The 26,626-nt window shown below is 66.9% G+C and carries 22 protein-coding genes; 7 read left to right on the top strand and 15 right to left on the bottom strand.

From position 1 onward, the window contains the following. Positions 1 to 54: 54 nt before the first annotated feature. The 4 genes from MFF22_RS05510 to MFF22_RS05495 form a co-directional block, all read right to left on the bottom strand. Complete coding sequence (locus MFF22_RS05510) at positions 55 to 951, bottom strand: BLUF domain-containing protein (protein ID WP_238247969.1); 897 nt, start codon at positions 949 to 951, stop codon at positions 55 to 57. A gap of 77 nt (positions 952 to 1,028) precedes the next feature. Continuing rightward, positions 1,029 to 2,723, bottom strand: coding sequence for a putative bifunctional diguanylate cyclase/phosphodiesterase (locus tag MFF22_RS05505; protein WP_238247968.1), 1,695 nt, complete (start codon positions 2,721 to 2,723; stop codon positions 1,029 to 1,031). 1,074 nt (positions 2,724 to 3,797) lie between these two features. Continuing rightward, on the bottom strand, positions 3,798 to 6,110 hold the full coding sequence (locus MFF22_RS05500) for a S8 family serine peptidase (RefSeq protein WP_238247967.1): 2,313 nt from the start codon (positions 6,108 to 6,110) through the stop codon (positions 3,798 to 3,800). A 658-nt stretch (positions 6,111 to 6,768) separates the two neighbouring features. Next, positions 6,769 to 7,041, bottom strand: a complete 273-nt coding sequence (locus MFF22_RS05495) for a GCG_CRPN prefix-to-repeats domain-containing protein (protein ID WP_370877553.1) — start codon at positions 7,039 to 7,041, stop codon at positions 6,769 to 6,771. Between the two features lie 490 nt (positions 7,042 to 7,531). On the opposite strand from MFF22_RS05495, the gene MFF22_RS05490 reads away from it, so the two are divergent. Next, positions 7,532 to 8,701 (top strand): PepSY-associated TM helix domain-containing protein, encoded by a 1,170-nt coding sequence (locus MFF22_RS05490; protein ID WP_238247966.1) that lies wholly within the window; start codon positions 7,532 to 7,534, stop codon positions 8,699 to 8,701. 1 nt (position 8,702) lies between these two features. Here the strand turns inward: MFF22_RS05490 and MFF22_RS05485 are convergent, their stop codons facing one another. Further along, on the bottom strand, positions 8,703 to 10,823 hold the full coding sequence (locus MFF22_RS05485) for a TonB-dependent siderophore receptor (protein WP_238247965.1): 2,121 nt from the start codon (positions 10,821 to 10,823) through the stop codon (positions 8,703 to 8,705). Positions 10,824 to 11,284: 461 nt separating this feature from the next. Between MFF22_RS05485 and MFF22_RS05480 the strand changes: the two genes are divergently transcribed. After that, a complete protein-coding gene (locus tag MFF22_RS05480) occupies positions 11,285 to 12,061 on the top strand; it encodes a DUF502 domain-containing protein (RefSeq protein ID WP_238247964.1) in 777 nt (258 codons plus the stop codon). A gap of 210 nt (positions 12,062 to 12,271) precedes the next feature. Here MFF22_RS05480 and MFF22_RS05475 read toward each other — a convergent pair whose 3' ends face one another. Beyond that, positions 12,272 to 12,592 carry a hypothetical protein gene (locus MFF22_RS05475; protein WP_238247963.1) on the bottom strand — a complete coding sequence of 107 codons (321 nt, stop codon included), beginning with the start codon at positions 12,590 to 12,592 and terminating at the stop codon, positions 12,272 to 12,274. A 251-nt stretch (positions 12,593 to 12,843) separates the two neighbouring features. Next, positions 12,844 to 14,976: an ATP-dependent DNA helicase RecG gene (gene recG, locus MFF22_RS05470; protein ID WP_238247962.1), complete on the bottom strand. Its 2,133-nt coding sequence runs from the start codon at positions 14,974 to 14,976 to the stop codon at positions 12,844 to 12,846. Between the two features lie 202 nt (positions 14,977 to 15,178). On the opposite strand from recG, the gene MFF22_RS05465 reads away from it, so the two are divergent. Then, positions 15,179 to 16,063, top strand: a complete 885-nt coding sequence (locus tag MFF22_RS05465) for an alpha/beta fold hydrolase (protein WP_238247961.1) — start codon at positions 15,179 to 15,181, stop codon at positions 16,061 to 16,063. Positions 16,064 to 16,154: 91 nt separating this feature from the next. Further along, complete coding sequence (locus MFF22_RS05460) at positions 16,155 to 17,381, top strand: FAD-dependent monooxygenase (protein ID WP_238247959.1); 1,227 nt, start codon at positions 16,155 to 16,157, stop codon at positions 17,379 to 17,381. A 346-nt stretch (positions 17,382 to 17,727) separates the two neighbouring features. Here MFF22_RS05460 and MFF22_RS05455 read toward each other — a convergent pair whose 3' ends face one another. Beyond that, the gene (locus MFF22_RS05455) at positions 17,728 to 18,072 is read right to left on the bottom strand and encodes a hypothetical protein (protein WP_238247958.1); all 345 of its coding nucleotides are present in this window, start codon (positions 18,070 to 18,072) and stop codon (positions 17,728 to 17,730) included. Positions 18,073 to 18,233: 161 nt separating this feature from the next. Continuing rightward, a complete protein-coding gene (locus MFF22_RS05450) occupies positions 18,234 to 19,469 on the bottom strand; it encodes an AMP-binding protein (protein WP_238247956.1) in 1,236 nt (411 codons plus the stop codon). A gap of 350 nt (positions 19,470 to 19,819) precedes the next feature. On the opposite strand from MFF22_RS05450, the gene MFF22_RS05445 reads away from it, so the two are divergent. After that, positions 19,820 to 20,584 (top strand): invasion associated locus B family protein, encoded by a 765-nt coding sequence (locus MFF22_RS05445; protein ID WP_238247954.1) that lies wholly within the window; start codon positions 19,820 to 19,822, stop codon positions 20,582 to 20,584. Between the two features lie 106 nt (positions 20,585 to 20,690). Here MFF22_RS05445 and hspQ read toward each other — a convergent pair whose 3' ends face one another. The 3 genes from hspQ to MFF22_RS05430 all read right to left on the bottom strand — a co-directional run bounded on the left by hspQ (position 20,691) and on the right by MFF22_RS05430 (position 22,826). After that, positions 20,691 to 21,029 carry a heat shock protein HspQ gene (gene hspQ, locus MFF22_RS05440; RefSeq protein WP_238247953.1) on the bottom strand — a complete coding sequence of 113 codons (339 nt, stop codon included), beginning with the start codon at positions 21,027 to 21,029 and terminating at the stop codon, positions 20,691 to 20,693. Between the two features lie 118 nt (positions 21,030 to 21,147). Beyond that, the gene (locus tag MFF22_RS05435) at positions 21,148 to 22,161 is read right to left on the bottom strand and encodes a WD40 repeat domain-containing protein (RefSeq protein WP_238247952.1); all 1,014 of its coding nucleotides are present in this window, start codon (positions 22,159 to 22,161) and stop codon (positions 21,148 to 21,150) included. After that, positions 22,158 to 22,826 carry a YoaK family protein gene (locus tag MFF22_RS05430; RefSeq protein ID WP_238247950.1) on the bottom strand — a complete coding sequence of 223 codons (669 nt, stop codon included), beginning with the start codon at positions 22,824 to 22,826 and terminating at the stop codon, positions 22,158 to 22,160. The genes MFF22_RS05435 and MFF22_RS05430 overlap by 4 nt, the downstream gene beginning before the upstream one ends. Positions 22,827 to 23,032: 206 nt before the next feature. On the opposite strand from MFF22_RS05430, the gene MFF22_RS05425 reads away from it, so the two are divergent. Both MFF22_RS05425 and MFF22_RS05420 read left to right on the top strand, forming a co-directional pair. Then, complete coding sequence (locus tag MFF22_RS05425) at positions 23,033 to 23,458, top strand: response regulator (protein WP_238247948.1); 426 nt, start codon at positions 23,033 to 23,035, stop codon at positions 23,456 to 23,458. 15 nt (positions 23,459 to 23,473) lie between these two features. After that, positions 23,474 to 23,893, top strand: a complete 420-nt coding sequence (locus MFF22_RS05420; protein WP_370877554.1) for a photosystem reaction center subunit H — start codon at positions 23,474 to 23,476, stop codon at positions 23,891 to 23,893. 24 nt (positions 23,894 to 23,917) lie between these two features. Here MFF22_RS05420 and MFF22_RS05415 read toward each other — a convergent pair whose 3' ends face one another. The 3 genes from MFF22_RS05415 to MFF22_RS05405 are packed head-to-tail and all read right to left on the bottom strand — an operon-like array spanning position 23,918 to position 26,405. Beyond that, positions 23,918 to 24,541, bottom strand: a complete 624-nt coding sequence (locus MFF22_RS05415; protein WP_238247947.1) for a DUF2939 domain-containing protein — start codon at positions 24,539 to 24,541, stop codon at positions 23,918 to 23,920. Positions 24,542 to 24,564: 23 nt separating this feature from the next. After that, the gene (locus MFF22_RS05410; RefSeq protein WP_370877555.1) at positions 24,565 to 25,116 is read right to left on the bottom strand and encodes an RNA pyrophosphohydrolase; all 552 of its coding nucleotides are present in this window, start codon (positions 25,114 to 25,116) and stop codon (positions 24,565 to 24,567) included. A 59-nt stretch (positions 25,117 to 25,175) separates the two neighbouring features. Beyond that, positions 25,176 to 26,405 carry a divergent polysaccharide deacetylase family protein gene (locus MFF22_RS05405; protein ID WP_238247944.1) on the bottom strand — a complete coding sequence of 410 codons (1,230 nt, stop codon included), beginning with the start codon at positions 26,403 to 26,405 and terminating at the stop codon, positions 25,176 to 25,178. Positions 26,406 to 26,626: the final 221 nt, after the last annotated feature.

The following is a 26,626-nucleotide window of genomic DNA, read 5'->3' as shown; positions in this document are numbered from 1 at the left end:
GAGGAAGCCCTACGGCGCATCGCAGTCCCGCCCCGGGTCCGATGGTCCCGCGTTTCAGGCTACGGCGCGGTGTGGGCGTATCTCCTCGCCGACCGTCGATGTAGGCGCCTCCTCGGCATCGGCCGGGCCGTCCAGATCATCGCACAGGGCCGTCGTCAGGACCCGGGCCCGGTGCCGCCAGAGGTCACGCTGTTGCCGGAAATGGGCGAGTCGGCCCTCGCTCTGGGCCAGGGCGATGCGGAGGGTGTCGATGTTGCCCCGCAGGGCTGCCGTCCGGCTTCGCTCCTCTGCGAGGGCCGCCTTCAGGATGGCAACCGCTGCGGCGTCCCCCGTCAGCCGCCCCTGGAGCGGCGTCTCCGCATCGACCATAACGCGGGCGGGCGCGGGGGGCTGGCGCTGAACGATCGCCTCCTGCAAGCCCGCCACGTCCAGACCCGCCAGGGACTGCTCGGCCTCGGACCGCTCAGCCAGGGCATTCACCTCCGGCGAGGGGGGAGGGGGCACGGCGATGGCTGCGGCCAGACCCTCCTCCTCCAGCACGAGACCGTGCAGCATGCGGAACACTGCATCGCCGTCGAGGCGGCGCAGGTCGAAACCGCTCTGGGCGGCCAGCTTGTCCCACACGGCATGGCCGGCGGGAGATTGGCCGACGAAGGCCATCGACCACTCCGTGAAGGCCCGCTCGTTTACAGGCCGGCATTCCAGCACCGTGACGTCGCCATGACGCGTATCGCGCTGGATGCGCTCGAACGTGTCCTCGACGCCCTTCTGCGGCCCCTCCAGCACCTGCGCGAAGGCGCTGCGGTTGAACATCAGCGCGCCCGTCACGCCGACGCGGGCGTTGTTGCGCCGGGACGCCGCGAGGATCTCCTCCACGGCAGCCTGTGCCTCCGGCCCGGTGCCCTCGAGAAGGTTCTTGCTGGCATAGACGAGGCGGTAAAACTCGCTCATGGGCCGGCTCTTATGGATCGATGTGGACGGATCGGGGCCGTCTGTGCTGTCGCCCCGGGTGATGCGGCGAGTCCCGTTCAGGGATTCAGCAGATGGAGCAGTTGTTCGACCGGGACCGGACGGCTGATGAGGTAGCCCTGCACATCCGTACAGCCCTCGGCGCGGATCCGTCGCATCTGCTCTTCCGTCTCGACGCCCTCGGCGACCGTGGTCATGCCGAGGCTCCGGCCGAGGCCGGCGATGGCGCGGATGATCGCATCCCCGTCCGTCTTACTGGACAAATCGTTGACGAAGGACCGGTCGATCTTGATCTTGTCGAAGGGAAAGCTGCGGAGATAGCTCAGCGACGAGTATCCCGTGCCGAAATCGTCCATCGACACGCGCACGCCCAACGCCCGAAGCCTGTGCAGGGTTTCGAGGGTGCGCTCGTTGTTCTGCAGAAGCACCCCTTCGGTAATCTCGATCTCCAGGCGGTCGGCCGCGAGACCGGACATCGCGAGGGCGGAGACGATTGTCTCGACCAAGCGATCGCTCTTGAATTGCGCAGGAGAGACATTCACCGCGACGGTAATTCCGGCCGGCCACGACGCGGCGTCGCGGCAGGCCTGCCGAATCACCCATTCACCGATTGGAACGATGAGGCCGACTTCCTCCGCCAGCGGAATGAATTCCGAAGGGGGCACGGTTCCGCGCTCGGGATGTTTCCAGCGCAGCAGCGCCTCGCAGCCGGTCAGGCGCTGGTTCTCAAGGTTGAGCTGCGGCTGGTAGTGCAGCAGGAATTCACGCCGGGCGAGGGCTTGGCGGATGTCGAGCTCCAGCCTGCGCCGGGCCTGCATGCGCACGTCCATCTCCGGCTCGAAGAACTGGTACGTGCCGCGCCCCTCGAGCTTCGCCCGGTACAGGGCGAGATCCGCCTGCTTCAAAAGGCGATCCGCGTCCGTCCCGTCCTGCGGTGCCAGAGCGATGCCAAGGCTGGCGCCGATCGTAAGCAGTTGGCCATCGATGATGTAGGTTCGGCCGATCAGATCGACGAGTCGGCGTGCCAGGACGGCGGCGTCCTCCGGATGCCCGACGGCGGCCTGGATGACCACGAACTCGTCGCCTCCGACTCGGGCCACCGTGTCGGTCGCACGCACGGCCGAACGCAGCCGGTCAGCGACTTTGGCCAAGAGCGCGTCGCCGACGGCATGTCCCAGCGTATCGTTGACCGGCTTGAAGCGGTCGAGATCGAGCAGCAACAGGGCGAAGGGCTCGGCGAAGCGGCCCAGCCGCTCGATGGAGGCATCAAGGTTTTCCCGCAACATCAGCCGGTTCGCGAGGCCGGTGAGGGGGTCACGGCGGGCGAGCTCGGCCGATTGGGCTTCGAGCATCCGTCGGGCGGTGACGTCCTCCAGAAGAACGGTCCACCCGTCGGGCACCGCCTGGATGCGCACCGAGATCACGTGCTGACCGCTCTGCGCCTCACATTGCATGGGGACACCCTCGGCTTTCGCACGACGGAGCATGGAGAAGCCAAAATTCAGTCCCGAGCCGGTGGCCGCCGCCAGAACCCGGAGAAGCGCGCGACCCGACATCCCCACGGCGGACGCATGGCCGGACTGGGAGAGGATACTGCGCGCCGGCCCGGTCGCGATGACGACGCAGCCCGTATCGTCCAGCGCGAGCAGGCCCTGATCGAGCCCGTCGAGATAGGTCGCAAGGCGGCCGACCGGATCGGGTCGGGTGTCGCTATCGCTGACGGCCGGACGGGCGGCGCGGATCGGCAAAGGCATCGGAGATCTAGCGGTCTTCAACTAGTGGGCTGCAGCGATTTCCATCACCGCTGCACCATGAACGCCCGCAAGCGTCACTAATTCGTGACCGCCAGGATGATACCTGGCACTTTACATCAATTTCCGCTGCGGAGACTTGCCGCAGCGTGTGATATTGAATTCCTGCGACCTCCGCGCATCGCCGGCGCCTTCCGACTTCCCTTGCCAGGGAAGCGAAGGCCCCTCATCGCGGAGAAGAACAGCGCCCGGCGTGCCTTGAAGGACACGCGTCCGCCCGATTCGCGCACTGACTCGAACCGTTCGGACCTGGATGGGGACGTTAATGAAGCGCTTACCATCCGACCTTAGCGCTGAAATGATAGTGTTGGAAATGTCAGGCGCGAGATTGTTTTGATACCATCTCAGCCATGACGACGATAGACCAGATGTCCGCACTCTTAGAGCGGTATCACATTCTGTGCGCCCTCTGCCTTTGACTCAAATTCTTGTCCGAAATCATGGCGGAACGCTCGGCGATCCATCTCATGTCGGCGGCCTGCGCCGCATGTTTCGGCGTCGATTATTGGCGCATGGGCACCTCGACCGGGGCCGTGATGAGCACCTTGTCGGTGCCGCAGAGCCTCACTTCGGCGCGCTTAGGAGGCGCCGTCCAGCGACTGGCGTGGTTCGCGGCCTTCTTCACCACCAGCGCGGGTGCGGTCCGCGCTTTAACCACCGCGACCTGGGCGGGATGGCCCTCGGCCTTTGCTGGGACCGGCGCGTCTGCGCGATCCGCGCGCGGTTTCAAAGCGACGCGGGGGCGATGCGCGTCAACTTCATCGGCGCCTCCCTCGCTTGGGCCGGGCACAACCTTGTCGTCGGCTCACCCTTCGCCCTTGCCTGTGATCTCTTCACCCTCGCCGGTCCGATGCTAGCTCTCAATGCGAGCCAGCCGATTTCACAATGGGATCGCAGCCTGACGAGTCCCAGGAGCCACAAGAGAAAACCCGCGCCATGCCCTTGGGGGACACAGCACGGGTTTGTGAGAGTTCGTGAAAGGACAGCACGCTAGCCAGCGCGCTGTCCTTGAATACATCAGGCGAAGAGGAAGTCGTGCGCCGACAGGTGCTGCTGATGGGTGTTCGTCAGGACGACCGAATCGTTCTGAGCGTCGAAGTTTGAGATCCAGATCGTCGACCCGTTATCGTAGATCTTGAGATTGCTGAAGTCGATTCCGAGCCCGCGCATATCAATGTGATCGAGGCCTTGCGTGAAATCCGTGATCGTCGCGGTGCCGAAACCACGGTGATCGAACACGAAGTTGTCGTACCCGCCACCACTGCTGATCGTTTCCGAACCGGAACCGGCCACGAAGGTATCGTTGCCACGCCCACCGGTGATCCAGGCCGGGCCGTTGCCGGCTACGACCATGTCGCCATTGTCGTTGCAGCGAACCGTGCAGGCCCCATCACCGAGGGCAACCTTGTTGATGATGGTGTCCGAACCGATCCACGTAAACGGTATGCTGTTCTCATACGAGGCACTCCCCGTATGAAGGTCGATGGATTCGTTTCCGGTCATCATCGCCGTGTCGATCCAGCTATCGACGCCCCACCGGTCGTGCAACGTGAAGCGCGACCAGTCACTCACGTCCATTTTGAACGCTTCATCTGTGTAATGAAACACATGCGACTGAGTTGGCGCCGACCCATAAAGGTCTAGCGTAGCCGAGTTAATCTTCACGTTGTCGCCGCTGACGGGATCGAAAACCTGTGCAGTCCAAGTCCCCTGTGCCGCCTCGCCCAGGAAGGCATGTGATGCGAGCGAGATCTTCACGCCATCGGGCTGAGAGTTAAAAAGATCACCCTTGATCGTCACTGAACTGTCGAGGATGATCGACTGCGTTCCCGACCCACTGGTCAGCACGACCTTTAGATTGTTGAGGTTGGCCGATGACAAATCGAGGGTCAGATCGGCGTTCTCAACGTTCTCTGCGCCTGAGATATTGAAGACGAAGGTCGCCCCTCCACGCGTCGCAGGAACGACGCTACCTGCAGCGACCGCCGACAGATGTGTCTCATTATTAAACGTCTGGGCAACCGGATTCATGTAGTTCCATACGACAGCTTCCCGGATCGCGTCGTGCGCATTGAGTTCTCCGAAACCTTCGTCGTTCGAGAAATGATATCCGCCACCATTGAAGGTGCCCGCATGGTTGACAGTCCACCCATAGGCCATGTTGCCCGTGGCCCATTTTGCGAAGAAAGGCAGCTCGTTGTCGTGTGACGCAAGAGCAAGGATGGACTGAACATCCCTGGCACCAAGCTTTCCGTTGGCGCCCAACATGTCGGCGACGACTGCAGCGACTTCGGGGGCCGCCGCCGATGTGCCACCGAATGTGTCCGTGATGGTTCCGCTGCTGTATCCCGCTGCACCGGTACGATCGGTCGTCGTGATCTTCAAGCTCGATCCACTGCTCGGAGCGGATGTCAGGATGGCCGCACCCCGCGTCGCATAATTTGAAACATCATAATCGCTCGCGATCGCGCCCACGGTGACCACGTGGCGGTCGGCCAGCAGGCCGTCTGTGTTCGCGTCGCGATGATCGTACAGCCAATCGTTGCCCGCAGCGAAGACGATCACCGTCCCCAAGCCGCCGCGGCCGACCGAACCCGCGTAGTTGAGGCCGTCAGCAAGCGCTTGCGCATAGCTATACGGAGCGGTGATGCCCTTCGACCACTTATAGACAGCGCCGTACGAGTTGCTCGTGACATCAAAGTTCGCCATCTGTCTGACGGCTTCGAGATAGAGGTTGAAGAATGAGGCGGGGCCATCGAAGACGTTGACGGCTGTCAGGAATGCTCCGTTGGCGATCCCCGTAACTTCACCGCCCGTCTTCGTCGGGTCGGCCGCGATGATGCCGCTGGTCGCCGTCCCATGCACGCCCTGGCCATTGCCCGCCAGGACACCAGGATCGGCCTTCACGCCGTTGATAATCAACTCACGCGAGGCGTCATAGTGAGTCATCAAAGCAGAGACGGACTTATCGATCCCATCGTCGTATATACCCACGTGAACGCCTGCGCCGTTGTACTTCGCAAGCATCTGATGTTCAGTCGTCGCCGAGCCGAACAGCGTGACGAGATTCCTTTGATCGTGCGGCACGGCCGGTGTGAAGAGCTTGGCCTTTATCCACTGGATCGCCGAGCTGAACAGACCCGTGGTATGGAACTCCAAGGAGCCGTAGGTGTGATCGCCGACCGGCGCCGCAACCGCCCCAAGGCGAACTGCCTGAGCAGCCAGCGAACCAATTAAGGACCCAAACGACGCTCCCGAAGAGCCATCCCGGAGTCTGAGAATCGAATCGGAATCCGACAGGCTGAACTCCGTATCGTTGTCTTCCGGCACCCCTAAGACACGGCCTTTGACAGCTCTTCCAAAGACAAGCGCCGAATTCGATCTGCTCTCGATTGATGAATAATCATTCGAACGAAAGCGGTATGACTGTGCGTTACTTGTTTCCGACATCTTGGACCCCCTCTAGGCAAATGGATGTTCCCGCGATCCATCTACAGAAACGATTCCTAATGCCTGAACGGATGTGTTCGTTGCACCGTACACACCATGAGTCAAGATGGAGATCCTGCTATACATGTCTTTTATCTTGAATCTATCGTCTTGGAATTGTGTGCAACTTATTTATTACTACTCTCGGTTTTAAGGCCGATGCGGCGGATATTATCGCCTCGGAAATATTCAGATCATAAAATCTGACCCGCAGGTGCTGCTATTTTCGATAATAATGCGATCTGACCCGCTCGAAATGGTCAATATGTCTTTTTCTTATATTTGATTACATCCTAATCAATATTCGGATATAAGCTTCGTGATTGGATTCATAGGTTAACTTAGAATGATGAGACCCGCGCTATCGATATGCTTGCAGCGAATTCGGTTCAAAGAACACATCCGAGCCGCGTCCACACGCGGCCCGGATGTTTCGATCTTTATCACAAGGCGAGAAAACGAGATCTCAGCCGACCGTTAGACTGGGCGGGTGTCAACGTCACCAGCGGCGCCAGCCACGATGCCATCCGCCATGCCAGCCGACATGGCGGTGCCAGCCCCAGGGTCGATGCCAACCCCAATGACGATGCCAGCCATATCCGTAATAAATCGGCCTCACCACATAAGGACGATAAAAGCCATTCGGCCGGCAATAGCCGTAGAAGTTCCGGTGAAAGCCAAGACCGCATCCATCGCGGGCCTCCGCCGTTCCCGCCGTCGCAATGACGGTGCCGAGCGCCAAAAGAGCTGCGCCGATCAACTTCATTCGCATCGGTCTGTACCTCCTTATAAGTAAGCGAGAAACACCGATTGCTAAATGGCAGTTGCGACAGCTGACGATCTTTCGTGTTGCATTTTGTTTCAATGCGTTACGCTCATTGCGAATGACTGTGTTCCAGGGTGCAATCTGTCGGCCATGCCCTGACGGAGCAAAGGAGGGATTGAGGCGACATCGGCGTACACTCCGCGAAGCATTACCGTGACACCGCTGAAAACCATTGATCTCCGCATTGGGGGAACAAGGGTTGGCCTGCTGCACCACTGTCACACCTCGCGGTGATCTGGGAATTCTCTCCGCGATGCGCTGAATCCGGTTTCACTGTCGAATTTGGAATCAGAGCGATTAAAAACTGAAGGTGATCTTGGATCCGGGCGGTCTTGTGCTTGCGGGAGATGCTTGATCGCGCCCGTGGCGTCGCCTAATGCCGTTCGGCCTGTCGACGCCACGCTGAGTTCCCCGGCCGGCGGGCCGGAGAGCTTTCATGCCGCCTGCCCGAGCGATTGTGTTCCGCCTGCACTGGGCGCTCGGCCTCACGGCGGGGCTGATCCTGGCGGTGATGGGAGTGACGGGGGCGCTTCTCAGCTACGAAGAGGCGCTCACCAACTGGGCCAATTCCGACCGTCAGGTGGTGCAGGTCCGGGAGATGCCTCCGCTCGCCCTCTCGACGCTGATCGGGCGCATCGAGGAACAGGAGCCCGGCAAACGAGTCGCACGCCTGACACTGAAGGGCGACCCCGCGGCCAGCGTGAATGTCCGTTTCGCCCGGGACAAGGCGGCGGGCGGGCGGCCGGGTTCGGTGTTCGCCGACCCCTATGACGGCACCATCCTCGGTCCGGTGCGAGGGGAGGCGACTTTCGCCACGATCCTCGACTTCCATCGCTTCCTGCTCCTGCCGGGGGAGGGCGGCGGTTGGGGCCGGCAGATCACGGGGGCCTGCGCCATCGCGCTGCTGTTTTTCGTCGTGAGCGGGATGGTGCTGCGCTGGCCGAAGGTGCACCGGGTGCGGATCTGGCTGCGCCCGAGCCTGTCGCGCCCCGGGCGGGCGTGGTGGTGGTCCCTGCATGCGGTGGCTGGGACATGGTTGCTGCCGATCTATGGCGTCATCGCCCTGTCCGGGCTCACATGGTCCTATGATGGGTTCAAGGACGTGACGAACCGCCTGCTCGTCGGGCCGCCCGCGGAGACGATGAAGGCGTCGCGCAAGGGTGTCCGGAGCCCAGGCGATCCGTCATCGGGCGCAGCGAGCATCGATGCGGCATGGAACGCTTTCCGGACGGGGGAGGGCCCCGACTATGCCCGGGCCCTGATCCTCCTGCCCGAGGACGGACGCGCACCGGTCCGCATCCGCTGGTTCACCCGCGACGACGACCGGCCCGCCGCGCGCAACGAAGCCCGTTACGATGGGTCCACCGGCGCGCTCATCTCGGCCGAGCGTGCGGCCAACCAGCCCCTGGGCAAGCGCATCGCGGGCAACATGCTGGAAGTGCACCGGGGCCGGTTCTTCGGCCCGGTCTTCGCGCTGTTGTTCTGCCTTGCGGCCCTGGCCATGCCGGGTTTCGCGGCGACGGGGCTGGTCCTCTATCTCCTCCGCCGCAAGGCCGCCGGTCGTCGAACCGCCCGACAGCCAATGTTGCCCTCCGCCGCTGAGTGAATCACAGGCGCGCGCGGATCGCGGCCAGAACCGAGAACGGCGCACCAGGCGCATTATTGAACTGGTTGAACGGCTGCTCGATGTAGCGGGCATCGGTCAGGTTGCGCAGGTTGACGGAGAGCCTCCAGCGCTCGTCGAAGTCGTACCACGCGGCGGCATCGACCCGGGCGTAGGCGCCCACCATGTAGCTGTTGGTGAGGTCGCCGAAGCGTTGACCGACATAGGTGACGCCGGCACCGAGCCCCAGGCCACGCAGCCATCCTTCCCGGAACTCGTAGGTCGTCCAGAGGCTGCCGCTGACGTTCGGCACGCCGACGAGGCGATTGCCGATGGGGAAGATCCGATCCTCGGTGATCCGTGCGTCGAGGAAGCCGACGCCGCCGATCACGTTCCAGCCGGGCAGGATCTCGCCCGCGAGGTCCGCCTCGAACCCCTGCGACCGCTGCTGTCCCGTGATGACGGAGAAGCCGGTGTTGACCGGATCGCTGGCGGCGACGTTGTCACGGGTGATACGGAAGGCCGCCACCGACAGGGTCAGGGTCGGCAGCAGATCGATGCGGGTCCCAACCTCGACCTGCTCACCCGTTTCCGGCCGCGGATTGCTGACGTTGAGAACGTTGGCGGTCTGCGGCGCGAAGGAGGTGGCGTAGCTCGCGTAGAGGGTCAGCGGCTCGAAGGGCCGGTAGATCAATCCCACCCGGGGCGACGCGCCGAATAACTCCTGCTCCGGGGACAGAGCCCGGGTCCCCGGTTGCCGATTCGCGTAGAGTTGAGTGCCGGTATCGAACCGGGCACCCAGAACGAGTTGAAGCTCGGGCGTCAGCACGATCTGGTCTTGCAGGTAGAAGCCGAACAGTTCGAGCTTCTGCTTCAGATCCTGCTGGAGGGTGAGGCCCACCGGCGAGACGCCGGAGAGGACCGGGTTCAGGAAGCTCGTCGAGGGCAGCACACCCTGCAGCGAATAGGGGTGGCGGAACCCGTTCGTGTACTCGAACCCCAGCAGCGCCGTGTGGGCGAGGCCGAACGTGTCGAACTTGAGCACCGCTTCGCTCTGGGTGTCCACCGCCGCGAAGGTCGAATCGACGGTCGATTCCCGGCGGGCGACGGTGGTGCCCGCGGCATTCACCCCGGTGTTGCGGGAAGCGAAGACGTGGAACACCCCCCATTGGCCGTTCACGATCTGCCGCAGGGTGAGGTTCTCGTTGACGTCGTGCTCGACGCGAATGGTCGTCGCGTTGATCTCGCCATAGTACCGCGACCACGGCGTGCCGTAGTACCGGCTGATCTTGTCGAGGGGCACCCTTCCGCGGAAGGCGGTGAGTCCCTCGTCGTACTGGCTGTACTGCTTCGAGAACTCGGAATTCACGTAGACCCGGGTGTCGGGGCTGGGCGTCCAGCTGAAGGCCGGGGCGACGAAGTACCGGGAGTTGGTGTTGTCGCCGAAGTTGCGGAAGGTCGGGTCTTCCTGCGCGGCGAAACTGATCCGGCCCGCGAGGGTGTCGGATCCGAGGAGCGCGCTCGACACCGAGCCCTGCACCCGCCGGAGGCCGAAGCCTCCACCGAGCACCGTCATTTCTCCTGAGGGTTCCAGGGTCGGCCGTCGGGTGACGATGTTCACGACGCCGCCCGGGTCGCCCCGGCCGAACAGCACCGAGGCCGGGCCCTTGATGACTTCCACCCGCTCGGCATTCGCAAGGTCGCGCTCCACGGGATAGAACGCGATGGCCGGGTTGATGAGGACACCATCGACGGCGAAGATCTGTGTGCTGAAGCCACGGATGATGTAGTTCTGCGAGCGCCCTTGCACCGTGCTGCCCGGCGTGACGTTGCTGGCATTGGTCACCGCATCGGTGAGCCGCAGGTCCTGCTGATCGCTGATCACCTGCCGGGGCACGACGTTGATCGTCTGGGGCGAGTCGCGCAGCGCCGTGTCGGTCTTGGTGCTGGTGGCCGACCGTGTCGCGCGGTAGCCACTCACCGGGCCGGTGGCGGTCTCGCTCGCCGTGCCCTGGCCCACGACGCTCAACTCCTCCAGCACGACCTCGTTCGGCGCCGGCTCGGCGCGAGCGGGGGTGAGGCACCCCAGGGTCAGGGCGATCCCGACAGGGGTCAGGCGTACCATTGCCTGCGGAACCCTGGTCCCGACGGGAGCGGGGATTCGTCTGCGGTCGGTCATGGCTCTGGAAAACACCTTCCGGCGCGACACTCGCGCCGTCTCGCGTCTTCGTCCGCAACCTCCGAAGGATCAACTCAGCAACGGCTTTTATATCTGTGTTTCCGATCATTGCCGGAGCATGTTTCACAAAGACAACAAAGACTAATTAGATCAATTCCAGGGAACAGATCATCGCCGTTGCCGTCCACAACCATCGATCTGGATTCGGGATCGGCCCGGTCGGCCCGCACTCCCTTGCGTCGTCCAACGAAAAATCCGGCGATCGCCGGGGCGGCATTCATCCTGCTCCTGCGGCAGGGGGGCGCCGGCCCTTGAGCGCGGCGGACGCAACGGCTACCTCTCCGCCCGGTGCGCACCCGCCACCGCTTGGCCGGCATGACCGGCAGCCTGCGTCCGAGAGGGCCGTTGTGGCGTCGAGTCTCCCCCCGATCCCGTCTCCGGACATCGATCCGAACGCGCCGAAGCGGCGCGTGAGTGCCCGCGGGCGGCTGCGGACCTATTTTCTCACCGGCATCATCGTCGCCGGTCCCCTCGCCATCACCGCCTACATCACGTGGTGGATCATCGCGCTGATCGATTCCTTCGTGAAACCGCTCATTCCGGCGAGCTACCTGCCGGACCATTACCTGCCGTTCTCGATCCCCGGCATCGGCCTCGTCATCGCCTTCGTGGCGGTGACCCTCCTCGGCTTCCTCACGGCCAACCTCGTCGGCCGTTCGATCATCGAGTTCGGAGAGGTGCTGCTGGCCCGTACCCCGGTCATCTCCGGCCTCTACAAGGGCTTGCGGCAGATCTTCGAGACCCTGTTCTCGGCGAACGGCACCTCGTTCCGCACGGTCGGGCTGGTGGAGTTTCCGGTGAAGGGGACGTGGTCCGTCGTCTTCCTGTCGGCGCCGGCCGCGCCGGAGGTGGAAGGCGCGCTGCAGGGCCGGGGGATCGGGGAGGGCGAACTGGTCGGGGTGTTCCTGCCCTGCGCGCCGAATCCGACGACGGGCTTCTTCTTCTACCTGCCCCGCTCGGAGGTGGTCGAAGTGCCGATCAGCGTGGACGATGCCGCCAAGCTCGTGATGTCCGCCGGGGTGATCCAGCCCGAGGATGCGCAGCACCGCCTGCACGCCATGGCGGCGAACCTGCGCGCCGCCCACGCCCCCGAATCACGGGAGCCCGCGCCAGAGAGCGTGTGAGCCGCGCTCACATTTCGCCGATCAGAGCGCAGAGAAGCGGGCCGCATCCCACCGCAGTGCCACGCAGGATTCCTTCGCTGCGCTCGTGATGACGTCGAAACGGGCGATCCGGTGGGGGAAGGGGCCAGCAGCGGCATTGAGACCGATCGCCGGGCCAACAAAAAACCGCCCCGGCGGCTGGCACCGGGGCGGTTTGAAGATCTTTGGTTGTCAGCGCTGCAGCGATGCCGTCTGCGGTGCGATGGTCGGCGGGGTCGCCTGCGCCACCGAGACGGTCGAGTGCTGCGCCGGGGTCATCCAGCCCGTGCTCGCTTGGATCGTCAGCGCAAGACCCAGCGCCACGCAAAGGCCATTGGCGGCGATCCAGAACGGGCGCGACGCCCGCTTCACGGCAGCCTGAAGCTCGTCCGCAGTCCGGTTTGCCGCGGTCTCTCGATCGGAGATCGGCATCAGCCACGGCTCGTTGGGGAGCGCGAAGTGGCCGGCCATCTCGTGAGAGCCCGGCAGGTGCTGGAACAGTCCGTTCGACATGTCCGTCCTCCAGATTCATCCGTGACAGCCCGGCGTACCGGGCCATTCGTTCATCTGCAGTTAAGGGACGATTGTGTCCGATGCAAGGTCTTAGCCTACCGGACGTCTGTCCGGCCGCTGGGATTTAGCGTAGCCCGTCCCGCTAAGTCACTGTATTGATGTTTATTTTCAAGTTCCTGCGGCGCAATGCCGAGTCAGGCAGGAATTTTTCGCCGCGGCTCCGTTCCTGTCGCTTTCCTGAACGACGCCGTTCAGCCAGCGCCGATCAGCCGGATCGCCGCCTCCCGCTCGAACAGGTAGAGCAGCACCCGGAGGGCCTGTCCCCGGGGGCTTTCGAGACGCGGGTCGCGCTCCACGATGAGCCGCGCATCGTCCCGGGCGACCTCCAGCAGGTCGCCGTCGCTCTCGATCCGGGCGAGTCGGAAGGCCGCAAGGCCCGATTGCCGGGTGCCGAGCACCTCACCCTCGCCGCGGAGCTTGAGGTCGGCCTCGGCGATGCGGAAACCATCCTCGGTCTCGCGCATCATTTCCAGGCGAGCCCGCGAGACCTGCCCCAGGGGACCACGATAGAGCAAAAGGCAGGAGGACGCCTTGGCACCGCGTCCGACCCGGCCCCTAAGCTGGTGAAGCTGCGCGAGGCCGAAGCGTTCGGCATGCTCCACGACCATGATCGTGGCCTCGGGGACATCGACGCCCACCTCCACCACCGTGGTCGAGACGAGGAGCGTGGTCTCGCCAGCCGCGAAGCGGGCCATGGCGGCGTCCTTCTCCGGCCCCGGCATCTTGCCATGGATCAGCCCGACCGCGTCTCCGAAATGCTGCCGCAGGTCCTCGAACCGCTCGGCCGCCGCCGCGAGATCGACGAACTCGGATTCCTCGACCAAGGGACAGATCCAGTAGACCCGCTCCCCCTGCGCCATGGCCCGGCCCAGCCCGGCGACCACCTCGTCGAGGCGATCGGTGGACATCGTGACCGTGCGGATCGGCTGCCGCCCCGCGGGCTTCTCGTCGAGGACTGAGACGTCCATGTCGCCGAAGAACGTCAGCGCCAGGGTGCGGGGGATCGGCGTCGCCGTCATCACCAGGAAGTCCACGGCCTCGCCCTTGGCCCCGAGGGCGAGGCGCTGGTGGACGCCGAAGCGATGCTGCTCGTCCACGACGGCAAGGCCGAGATCGTGGAAGGTCACCGCCTCCTGGAACAGGGCATGGGTACCGACGAGGATATCGATCTCCCCAGCCGCGAGGTCGGCCAGCGTCGCCCGGCGTTCGGACGCCCGGTCGCGGCCGGTCATGAGGCGCAGGCGCAGGGCTCCTGCGAGGGGTACGAGGCGCTCGAAATGCTGGCGGGCCAGGATCTCCGTTGGCGCCATGAGGGCGGCCTGCCGCCCGGCCTCGACGGCCGAGGCCATGGCGAGGAGGGCGACCGCCGTCTTGCCGGAACCGACATCGCCCTGGAGCAGGCGGAGCATCCGCCGGGGAGCCGCGAGGTCCGCGCGGATCTCCGCGACGGCCCTGGCCTGTGCCCCCGTGAGGGCGAAGGGCAGGCCCTCCGCGATCCGTGCCGCGAGGATTCCGTCACCGGCATTCACCCGCCCCGCCTTCCGCCGCTGGCGGGCGCGGGTGAGGGCGAGGGCGAGCTGCGACGCCAGGATCTCGTCATAGGCCAGCCGCCGCCGGGATGGCGTCGCCGGAACGGGCTGAAGTGGGTCCGCTTGGCGGGGCGGCGCCTCCTCCGGGCGGTGCTCGGTGCGCAGGGCGTCGGCGAAGGCCGGGAAGCGGTTCTTGGCGAGCCAGGCCGGGTCCTGCCATTCGGGGAGGGGCGCGAGCCGTTCGAGGGCGGCGACGGCGAGCTTGTTGATCGCCCGGGAGGTCAGCCCTTCCGTGGCGCCATAGACGGGCTCCACCGCCGGCAGGTCAGCGAGCCCGGCCTCGTCGAGGACCCGCGAGGGGTGCACCATCTGGCGCGTCCCGTCCCACAGGTCGATCTTGCCGGACACGTACCGGTGCGCCCCCAGGGGTAGCATCTTCTCGATCCGCGCCCGGGGCATGCCGAAGAAGACGAGGGTGATGTCTCCGGTCGCGTCCTCCGCCACGACCCGGTGCGGGCGCCGGCCGGCGCCCGGCGTCGGCGGCCGATGCGCCACTACGGTCACGCCGAGCGTCACGGGCTCACCCGCCGGCGCCTCGGCGACGGACCCCACGAGGCGTCGCGCCACGCCGCCCTGGGGCAGGTGGAACAGCAGGTCCACAATCCGCGCCTCCCGCTCCGGCGTACCGAGGAGCTTCTCGATGAGGGGCGCGACCTTCGGCCCGACGCCGGGCAGGGACCGGGCCGGGGCAAAGAGCGGATCGAGCTGGCTCGGGCGCAGGGTGTTGTCGGTCATCGCATTCGTGCGGGCGGCCCGCTTTCATCGCAGCGGCGGCTTACCGAAGCCTTCTAGCAGGCCCGCGGGAAACCGTTTCGCAGTCTTTATGAGGGGAGGGATGCATCCCGCCGGGGCGCGCACGCACGGCTCCGCTTTCCCCGGCCGGCAATCGTCTTACAACGCTCATCCCGCCTCCCGGCCGATCGCTCGAAGGAACCGCATGGCCGCCGACTTCCTCCCCGGTTTCGCCCACCACCGGATCGAGACCGCCCCGGGTGTCGTCATCCATGCCCGTTCCGCTGGTTCCGGACCACCGGTCCTCCTCCTGCACGGCCATCCGCAGACGCTCTCGACGTGGCTTCACGTCGCCCCCCGCCTCGCGCAGGGTCGCAGGGTGGTCGCGATGGATCTGCGGGGCTACGGCGATTCCGGCAAGCCGGAGGGCGGCGAGCGGCACGAGGCCTATGCCAAGCGCGCCATGGCAGCGGACGCCGTCGCGGTGATGCGCGCCCTCGGCCACGATCGCTTCGCCGTCGTCGGGCACGACCGGGGTGGTCGGGTGGCGCACCGCCTCGCCCTGGATCACCCGCGGGCGGTGGAGCGCATCGTGGTGATGGACATCGCTCCCACGGCCACGGTCTACGCCCGGACCGACAAGAACCTCGCCACGAGCTACTTCTGGTGGTTCTTCTTCATCCAACCGGCCCCTTTGCCGGAGAAGCTGATCGGCGCCGATCCGGAATATTTCCTGCGCCATCACATCGAGAACCAGTCGAAGACGCCGGGATCGACGCCGCCGGACCTCTTCGCCGAATATCTCCGCTGTTATTCCGACCCGGCCTGCCGGCACGCCATCTGCGAGGATTACCGGGCCGCAGCGGGCATCGACCTCGACCACGATGCTGCCGATTCGGACAAGCGGATCGCCGCGCCCCTCCTCGCCCTGTGGGGGGCCAGGGGCGTCGTGGGCAGGACCTACGACGTGCTGGAGGTCTGGCGCGAAAAGGCGGAGCACGTGTCGGGGCGGGCCCTCGATTGCGGCCACAACCTTCAGGAGGAACGGCCGGACGATGTCATGGCGGAGTTGATGCGCTTCCTGCCCTGAGGGAGGACCGGCCCATCGTCCCACCCTTGGCAGAAGCCCGCCGGGGGGACAGATAGTCATCTCGCGACGGAGCGGACGAGGACCACGGGCCGTGCAGGGCAGCACTACGGGATCGACGACGCCGTTCGAGGTGGCGGTGGTGGGAGCGGGCGCCGCCGGCCTCGCCTCAGCCCTCGGGAGCGCCCAGGCGGGCATCCCGACGGCCCTGGTCGGCCGTCACGCGCCCGTGGCGGATGGGCGCACCGTCGCCCTGCTCGACGGGTCCGTGCGCTTCCTTCAGGCCCTGGGCGCCTGGGATGAGGTCGGTGAACGGGCGAGCCCGCTTTGCACCCTGCAGATCATCGACGACACGGGCAGCCTGTTCCGGCCGCCGCCGGCCCGCTTCCACTCCGCGGAGATCGGCCTCGATGCGTTCGGCTGGAATGTCGAGAGCGCCCATCTCGTCGCCGCCCTCCGCCGCTGCGCCCGAAGCCAGCCGAACCTGACCCTGATCGAAAGCGACGCCACCGGCGCCGAGCCCGGGGAGGCTAACTCTCGAATCACCCTCGCCGATGGCGGCGTCGTGGAGGCGCGGCTCGTGGTCGGTGCCGACGGGGGCCGCTCGCCCTTGAGGGCAGCCAGTGGGGTTCCCGTTCGGGAATGGAACTACCCGCAGGCGGCGATCACCACGATCCTCGCCCACGACAAGTCCCACGACGACGTCTCGACAGAGTTCCATACCCGGTCCGGCCCATTCACCCTGGTTCCGATGTCCGGTGGTTTCCGATCCAGCCTCGTCTGGGTCGCCGGCAAGGCTCCGGCCGAACGCCTCGCCGCCCTCGACGACGCCGCCTTGGCCGAGGCGGTGGAGCGGCAGGCCCGGGGCATGCTCGGGCGGATGCGCATCGACGGGCCCCGCGGACTCGTGCCCCTGCGCGGCCTTCTTGCCTCGACCCCCGTCGCCGCGCGGCTCGCCCTCGTCGGGGAAGCCGCCCACGTCTTCCCGCCCATCGGTGCCCAGGGCCTGAACCTTGGGTTGCGTGACGCAGCCTGTATCCGGGATGCGGTGGTGCGGGCGCACCGGGACGGGCGCGATCCGGGGGGGAGGGCGGTGCTCGCGGCCTACGCCGCCGGTCGCCGGATCGACGCGGCCGCCCGTACGGCGGCGGTGGACGTCCTCAACCGGTCGCTGCTGACGGATCTGCTGCCCCTCGATCTGGCCCGGGGGCTCGGCCTCCTCGCGATGACCCATCTTGGGCCCCTGCGGCGAATCGTGATGCGGGAAGGCGTGTTGCCGCGGTTCGGGGCGCCGGAACTGATGCGGGTGAAGAGGGCATAGGCCCGCGGCCGATCGGTTCGTGCCGCGAGAGCGGTTTATGGAAAATTCGGATCGCGTCCTCTCCCCGTCAATGCGAGCGGAGCGAAGCAATCCAGGGATCCGCAACATCCTGAGAGGTTCCGCTGCCCTGGATTGCGTCGCTTCGCTCGCAATGACGGAGAGGCTTAGTGAGCGAACAGTTCCCGAGACCGCTCTAGATCATTGTGTGTGCTGCGTTTTTTGAAGCCGAAGGTGCGTCCGCTTCGGCGGAGACGCTAGGCAGAATGAACGAGCGAGGGTTTAACGGAGACGGCCCAATGGCTGGCCGATTCCCGCACAGCCCACCTCGTCCCCACGGCACCAAGCTTCAGAACGACGGTCTTGCCGCGACGCAGGCCCCGAGACGGGTCGCCAGATCCACCGGCGCGCCGGCCCGGCCGTCGCCGATCTCGCCGATCAGGATCACGGGGATGCCCTTCTCCCGCATCCGGGCCCGGAGGCGGGCCGCCCGACGCGCATAGGCAGGGTCGCGCCGGGTGGGCGCTTGAACCAGTACAGCGGCGGGAGGAGCGATGACGGCCAGCACATCGTCCGCCGCCTCGAGGGAGGCGGTGACGCTGGCATAACCCAGCCCGGCGAGTTCGCCTGAAAGGGAGTGATCGACGGCCCTGACGCCGTCGTCCACTACGAGGACTTGCTGCAGCGCAACCATTAGCTTGAGCGATATCCCATCGGCCCCGGCATGGAAAGATAGCCACGCCCGGAAACGTGATTCAAACCCACGAGACGGGAGTTGGATCCCCCGTGCGCACTTCGCAACGAAGGTGCGACGGGTAACCTGAGCGGTGGCTGAACCGTTCCAGGGCCGGCATTTCAGGGTGCGGGCCGAACCAACAGGGAGGCAGGCGAACCCCCTGCGCAATAATCGGTTTCCTGCCAGATCCCCTCCGCGGTACCGCGTTGCGAAGGCGCAGTGCGGTAGGCCGATGTCCGACTGAGGAGCCGGTTGTCCGCGGTACGCCGAACCACAAGGGGGCGGGACTCCGCACCGAATTCGCCCAGCGCCTCCCCTGAGTCGTCCACCGGAATCTCCCACCGGCCGCGGGGGCGGGTCAGTACGGCGTCCTCGTCCAGCACCAGCACATCGTGACAGGGAGGGCCCGCCACGTCCCGGGCGCCGGGCTCGGGCAATTGCACGGGCGCGCGGTGCACGACGTCGATGGCGCGCACGGTCCAGGGCAACGTCACCCCGGACAGGGCCGATTCGAAAGCACCGGGCACCACGAGGCGGGTGGGAATCGGGCGCAGCAGGCAGGTCTGAAAGGCGAGGACGTCGAAGGGGATCAGGGTTTCCAGCGTCGCCGAAGAGGCCAGCGCCGTCCCGAGCCCCGTGACGAGGCCGCGCAGATCGTGGGCCGGGAGCAGCGTGAGGACCCGTTCCGGCGTCCGCAGCCGTTCGCGATGACCCGCGACGAGGGCCGCGAAGGACGGCGCGTCACGGCGCACCGGATCGCGGGGATCGCCACCGGCGAAGGTGATGAAGCCGTCCCCCGGCCGGGGCTCGGCGATCCCCCGCTCGAGGGCCATGGCGTCGAGGCTGATGACCCCGTCCGGCAGGCCCGGACCGAAGGCGGCGATGAAACGCAGGCTGAAATGGCGAAGGGCCGTATGCGCCAGTTCGTCCGCCGGGCGACGCGATCCCCGCCGGCCCTCCGTGAGGATGCCCACGAGGCCGGCGGCCTCGATGGCAACGGACAGGGATTCGGTGTCCCAGAGGGGCGAGAGCGGGCAGGGCAGGTGGCCCGCCGCCTCGACGGCGAGGTGCGCGAGGGAGGCTTCCGCCCCTCCGGCGAAGGACAGGCCGATTCGGCTTCCCAGCGGCAGCCGCCATGCGAGGATGCCCCGGGCGAGACGCCCGACGATCTCGGCCGCGGTCTCGTAGGTCCAGGTGATCGGCGGCCGGCCGCACCAGGCCCGCCGGTCGCCGGCATCGCGGAAGACCACCCGCTGAGGATGAAGGCGCGCAGCCGCGAAGAGGGCTGAGGCGAGCCCGTCTTGCAGGGGCTCCACGGCCGGCGGTGCCGGAAGATGCGCCGCTTGCGCGTTCACTCGAACTCCTGACGGACAGCGTTCCGGCGGCACCCTCTCCCGATCTTGGTTAATCCGCGGTTGATGCCCAGACGCCGTCGGCCCTTGCGACAAAGCGGCCGGCGGCCTAGGGAGGCCCGCGGCCGGGGCTGACCCGTAGGGCGCAGGCGTCATGCCTTCGCCTCAATCGGAACGGAAGCAGCCGACCGGTCGTCCGTACGGATCCTTCCGATCCGCAGCGGTCGACGGCCTGACCGATCCGACCGGGTCTCGAGCGGCGATCGTCATCGCGGCGCGCTCCCCGGATCCTTCGGCAGGTCGCCGCTCAGGTTCCACGTCCAGGTAACGAACGCCCTAAGGAATAAGAGCCGATGTCCTTCACCCGCTCCGCGCCGCTCGCGCGCGCCGCCTTCTTCGGCCTCGCGGGCCTCGCGCTGGCGACGGTTCCGGCCTCGGCTCAGCCGAAGAAGCCAGCCGCCGCGGCTCCGGCCCCCGCCGCCCCCGCTCCGACCCAGACCCCCGCCGCCCAGACCCCGGCCGCCCAGAACGGCCCGCAGATCGTCGCCCTCAAGTCCGAGCCGAGCCAGGCCGACTGGACCAAGGTGTGCGGCAAGGACCAGGGTTCGGGCACCGACATCTGCTACACGACCCGTGACTTCGTGTCCGATCAGGGCCAGCCGGTGCTCGCCGCCGCGGTCTACGACATGAAGAACCCGCAGCAGAAGCAGGAAGTCCGCGTCGTCCGGTTCCTGCTGCCCCTCGGCCTGCTGCTGCAGCCCGGTATCCGCTTCAGCGTGGATGGCCAGGCGGCCACCGCCGGCCGCTTCGCCGTCTGCTTCCCCAACGGCTGCTTCGCCGAGGTCGGCGGCGTCGACGCGGGCGTGATCGCCGCACTCAAGAAGGGCACGACGCTCAACGTCTCGGTCCAGAACCAGACCCAGCGCGAAGTGACCTTCGCCGTGCCGTTGGCCGGCTTCGGCAAGGCCTTCGACGGCCCGGCCATGGACCCGAAGGTCCTTGAGGAGCAGCAGAAGAAGCTCCAGTCCGAGCTGGAGAAGCGCAGCGAAGAGATGCGCAAGAAGCTCGAGGCCCAGCAGGGCTCGGCTCCCGCCGCCCCGGCTCCGGCCGCCAAGTAAAGTCACGCAGAACGGGGGTGCCGTCACGGCGCCCCGGAACGAGAAGAGCCGGGCAGCGATGCCCGGCTCTTCTCGTTTGTCGGATCGATGGCCCGCGGGCGAAGCGTCAGTTCGTCGCCCGGTCGCGCATGCGATAGGTCCCCGCGGCGTCGCGCTCGAAGATCTCCTTGATCCCTGCGTGGCGGAGAGCCTCGCCCGAGTTGTCGGGCAGGAGGTTCTGCTCGGACACGTAGGCCACGTACTCCGTCTCCGAGTTCTCGGCGAGGAGGTGATAGAACGGCTGGTCCTTGCGCGGCCTGACCTCTTCCGGGATCGCCAGCCACCATTCCTCGGTGTTGTCGAACACCGGGTCGACGTCGAAGACGATTCCGCGGAACGGATAGATCTTATGGCGCACGATGTCGCCGATCCCGAACTTCGCAGTCTTGAGTGTCACGTCCGTCATCAATCGTTCCGTCCTCCGGCTGAAATAAGCGCGGCGGACGGTTCTGTCACCGGGTTCCCGGAACAGACGCGATGCGGATTGGTAGCCGGTGGACGCGGGCAGCGGACGGGAATGATGTTCACGCCGGAAGGGTCAACAGTCCGGCCTGACCGTCGCCGCAGCCGAACAGCAGCCGGGAGCCGCGCCCGTCCCAGGCGAGGGCGGTGATGCCGCTGCCGGCCACGGCCGGGCGGACCAGAAGCTCCGCCGCATCCGTGAAGCGAACCAGCAGGATGCAGCCATCCTCGTAGCCGATGGCCAGCACCTGCGCCTTGGGGTGGAACGCCACGCGGGAGACCCGGGCCGGCCGGACGCCGCATTCCCGCGGCGCCTTACCCGTCGGGCCTTCCTTGGAATCGAAGGGCCAGATGATCGCCGCCTCGGCGCCGCTCGTGGCCAGCCAATTCCCGTCCGACGACCACGACAGGGAGCGGACCTTGGTCGGATAGCCCGACATCCGCATGTGGCCGCGGTCGGGCTGGAGGCGCCATCCGTGGAGGGCGTTCTCCTGCATCGTCGTCACGACGAAGCGCCCGTCTGGCGACCACGTCACATCAATGTGCGAGCCCTTCCAGGCGAGGTCGTCGGGCGCGGTCTCGAGGTTCGGATACCAGAGGCTCGCGCCGTTGTAGTGCGATACGGCAAGGCGATACCCCTTGGGGGCGAAGGCAAGCCCCCGGGCGGTCGAGGGGGCCTGGAAGGTCTTCTCACGCCCCTTGGCATCGCGGGCCACCACGTTGCGGCCGGCCGAGAAGGCCACCGCCCCGTCGCCGTGGAGGGCGATGGCGTCGATCCAGGCGCTGTTGGCGGCGACAGCGAGCTCCCGGCAGCTGCCGTCGGCCCGGGTCTCGACCACCCGGCCGTCGTCACCTCCCGTCACCAGCCGGGCAGGGCCGCCGGCGGCCACCAGCACCCCGCCCTCGGGATGGGCCGCCACGCGGTGGACATCCCCATCGCGGATCAGGGCCACGTGCCCGTCCGCCAGGGCGAGACAGGGCAACTCGCCCATCCAGTGGGCAGCGACGGCGAGGTCCCCCGGCGCGATGGCGACCACGTGGCTCGTGAGCGAGGCGGTGGAGAGAGGAGAACTCATGGCGAGACCTTAGCAGCCGGCCGGGCGCGGGCGACCAGCAGGGTGGTGACCCCGGCCAGGGATGCGGCGATGAGAGCCGGGGGGATCAGGGCGTAGAGGTTGAGGGCGCGATAGGCCAGGGCACCACAGAGCGCGCCGACGAGGAGCGACATCCACACGACACCATCGCCGAGCCACCCCAGGGGCGATCCCCTGCGCGTCACCGCCTCGGCGATCTTCTGGCCGAAGCTGAACAGGGCGCCGGTGACGAAGGTCGTTCCGGCCCGGAAGCCCTTCACCCCGGCGAGGACGGCGTTCTGAGCTCCCATCGCCGCGGCGAGGGCGAGGCTTGCGAGGCCGGGCTCGGAGTGGACGAGGCCAATGGCGAGGGCGGCCAGGACGAGCAGGGTCTCGAAGGCCAGCACCGCGGGAGTCGCCCATCGCGCGGGCACAAGGATCGCCACGACGCTGCCCAGGATGGCCCCCGCGAGGAAGGACCCCACGAGGAGCATCGGCAGGAAGGCCCGGTCAGGGTCGGCGTCGCCTGCATAGGCGGCGAACTGGGTGGTGTTGCCGCTCATGAACGATGTGTAGAGGCCCCCGAGCCTGAGAAAGCCGAGGGCATCGATGTAGCCGGCCAGGGCCGTCAGCACCAACCCGGTGCCGAGCTGCCACCCCCGGTTCACGGATCCGCTCCCTGAGCCGGCCGCATCAACCAATCATTAACCAATTCAACGCCTCCGTTCACCAGAAAGCCGGGGCGGTTAACACACCGCTCACCAGACCTCGGCAATTCGATTCAAATCCGGCGAACGCTGGGTCGTGGGATCCCGTTTCCCCTGCGATCCGGCATCGGGCCTGTTGCCTGAGCCGGGTGAGTTGGAGTTGCGCCATGATCCCGTTCGCGTTCGCCGTTCCGGCCGTCCCGCACCTCGCCCCTGCCGCCACCACGGTTCTGGTCGTGGAGGACGAACCCACCGTCTGCGAACTCGCCGCCGAAGCGCTGTTGGACGAGGGATACCGGGTTCTCACCGCAGCGGATGCCTGGGAGGCCGAGGCCATCCTCTCGCGGGAGAGCGTCGATCTGCTCTTCACCGATATCGACCTCGCCCGCAACACGAACGGCATCGTCCTCGCCCGCCATGCCCGGGAGCATTGCCCGCGCCTGGCGGTGGTCTACACGTCCGGCGGCCGCGCCTGCCTCTCCAGCGGCGAGGCCGTGCCGGAATCCGTCTTCGTCCCGAAGCCCTATCGGCCGAGCCAGCTCGTGGCACTGACCAACGAGATCCTGCGCACGGCCGACTCCCACCACGCCTGAAAGGACCCTTCCGCCATGCGGCGCTCCCTGCCCGCCCTGATGTGCCTGACCCTGCTCGGTATGCTGACGCCGCAAGCGGGCGCCCTCGCTGCCTGCGATGTCCAAGGCGCGAAGATCGAGGAGCAGATCGCCGCCAAGCCCGAACTGCAAAAGGACGCCAACGCTCAGACGGTGCGCGACCTGCGCACCCTGCGCGATGCGGCGATCGTGCTCGAGACCTACAAGTATCCGGGCGAGTGCGAAGTCCTGCTGGGGATCGCCCGGTCCCTGCTCTCCGATCCGGTCAAGACCATCGAACAGGGCGGCGATACCGACGAGGACAAGGCCGAGACGCTCGTCGAGGCGCGCAAGCCCAAAGCCCCCGCCGAAAAGGCACCCGTCGAGAAGGCCCCGGAATCCAAGGCGCCTGCCGACAAGGCACCGAAGGCGCAGTAGGCGGCCGTTCGGCCAACCGTCCTGTTACCTGTCCCCGGCGCCAATCCTCGCCTTGGCCAGGGCACGGGAGAGCTTGGCCGCGATCTCGGCGCGCAGGGCCTCGGCCATCTCGATATCGACGAGCCGCCATGTCAGCCCGCGCAGGCGCAGGCGCAGCCGGGTCCGCTGCGCCCGGGGCCCGTCCGGGGGAATGGGGATCACGACCGCACGGAAGCCGCGCATCTCGGCGGCGGCATAGTAGGTCGCCAGCCGGTCCAGACCGCGGATGGAGAGCCCTGTGGACCGGAGCCCCTCCGGCTTGCGCAGGTCGAGCTTGTCGGGCCAGCCATCGTCCAACAGGTCGATCACCGTGTCGGGGGTAACGAGGCTCTCGGCAAGGGCGAGGGCGAGGCCGTAGGCGGCCTCGTTGAGGCGCTGCCGGTCACGTGGGTCGAGGTCGGGGTCGGCATCCGTCGCCACGCGCACCGCGCCCACGATCTGCCGAACCAGGGACAGCCTGAGCGTTCGGAAATTGACGTGCGTCTCGACATAGGCCGCATCGTGCCGCCGTACCGCGTCGGCGAAGTTGTAGAGGGCCCAGAGGGGGCTCAACGTGAACAGGATCCACGTCGTCGCGATGGCGAGGGGGATCGCGAGCCAGCGCTTCATGGCTCAGAACGAACCGGGCCGGATCATGCCTGCTCCGCCCAGGCCGAGAGACCGGCGAAGGCGGACACGACCTGCTCGTAGACAGGGCGCTTGAAGGGGACGATCAGGCCCGGCAGTTCGTCGAACCGTGCCCACCGCCACGCCTCGAATTCCGGCTTATGGGCGCCGCCGCCGGGCCTGATTACGTCGATCAGGCTCTCCGAACCGATGAAGCCGTAGGCGAACCACTTTTGGGATTGACCCCGGTAGCGGCCCTTCCAGGCCTGCTTCACCACCGCGTCGGGGAGATCGTAGGCCAGCCAGTCCGGCACCTCGCCCAATGGGCGTAGGGCCTCGGGGGGCACGTTGGTCTCCTCGTAGAGCTCCCGCCGCGCCGCCGCCTCGGGATCCTCTCCCGGATCGATGCCCCCCTGCGGCATCTGCCACTGGTACGGACCATCGACATGCTCTGGGCCGGCATCCCGGCGGCGCCGTCCCACGAAGACCCCGCCCGAGGGGGCAATAAGAGTGATTCCGACGCAGGGCCGGTAGGGGAGGCCGTTCGATTCGCTGGATTGTGCCATCGCCGGGACCATAGGCCGCCTCGGCAAGGGGCGGCAACGGCCGCGCCCGCGTATTCCCGATACCGCGGACCTCAATCCGCCTTGGAGACCCGTTTCGGCGCGCCCCGCAGCGCCACGCTCGCCGGTACGAGGCGCAGACCGCGGGCGTCGATGTCGCGGGCCCAGCGAACGATGCGATCGACGCTCATGAGAGAGCCCCCCGCCGACACGAGGACGAAACCATTGCTGCGGGCCATCGCCTCGGCGCGGGCGAGTTCGGCGTCGATGGCCTCCGGCCGCGGGACGGCGTCGAGCACGATCTCGGCCCTGGCATAGGGGGTCCGAGACTTGTTCACGGGCGGTGCGCCCTTGGGCACCGTCCCGTCGTCCACGAAGCCGAGGCCCCTGGCGCCGATCTCCCTCAGGACAGGCTCGAAGGCGGAATCCGCCAGCATCTTGCCGCCCATGAAGTTCACGAGACCGACATAGCCGGGGAACCGCGCGAGCACCCAGGCGAGCCGCTCGGTGTTTTCCGGGCCCTTCAGCGCCGTCAGCAGGGCTTGGGGCCCGGGGTCGCTGTCGGGATAGTCGAAGGGCTCCATCGGCAACTGGAGGAACACTTCGTGGCCCGCATCCCGCGCCCGGGCGGCGGCGCGCTCGACCTCGTTGCCGTAGGGGGCGAAGGCGAGGCTCACCGCCGGGGGCAGCCGCGCCGTGGCGGCCGCGGTGGCCGACTGGCCGATTCCGAGCCCGGTCACGAGGATCGCGATGCGCGGCCCCGTCCCCGGATCCTCGGGGCGGGCATAGACATCGAGGGACCGCACGCGGCCTTCACCGATCCGGGGCATGATGCCGTGGCGGCCTTGCTCGGACAGGCGTGGATCGGGCGCGGCGGCGAGGCGGGGGGCGTTGGCGGGGGGAACGCGGATGACCACGGCCTCGCTCGGCGCGGAGCCCGGCGGACGCACCACCGTCACCCCGGAGGCCGTCTCGACCTCCTCTGCGCTGCGCTGCTGCGGAGGAGCTCCCTCGGCGACGGCAACGGTGACGGGAGCGGCGGCGACCGGCGGAGGCGATCGGGGAGCCGTGGCGGGCTCGCGCGTCGCAATCTGTGTCCGCGCCTGCGGTTCCCCGCCCTGGGGATCGCCGAGGGCCACCAGCAGACCGAGGATCGCGACGATCGCCGACGCGGCAACCGCGGCCATGACCCCGGGCTTGCGCACGCGCGCCAGCAGCCCGGCGGCACGGCCGGTCTGCGGCGCGGGGCCGGTCTCATCGACCCCGAGGGGTCGCGTCAGCATATCGTCGGCGGGCTCGGTCACACGAAACTCGTCGCAGGCCCCTGTCCGCAACCGACGGCAGCGGGCGGGCCTCGTCCATATCTGCCGGCAAGTATGGTTAACTTTCCACTAAACTAAGTCGGCTCGGGTTCTGCGGAGGGGTCAGCGAGACCACCCGGGCCCGATTTCCGAGCTTCCCACAACGCCGTCCGCGCAAGCCGAACCGTTATAACGGCAATTAAAGCGACGCAATTTTTGAAACA

Origin of the sequence: Methylobacterium persicinum, assembly GCF_022179525.1 — a bacterium.
Lineage (GTDB): Bacteria > Pseudomonadota > Alphaproteobacteria > Rhizobiales > Beijerinckiaceae > Methylobacterium > Methylobacterium persicinum.
The sequence above is the reverse complement of the archived record's forward strand: the minus strand, read 5'-3'. Positions and strand labels throughout refer to the sequence as shown.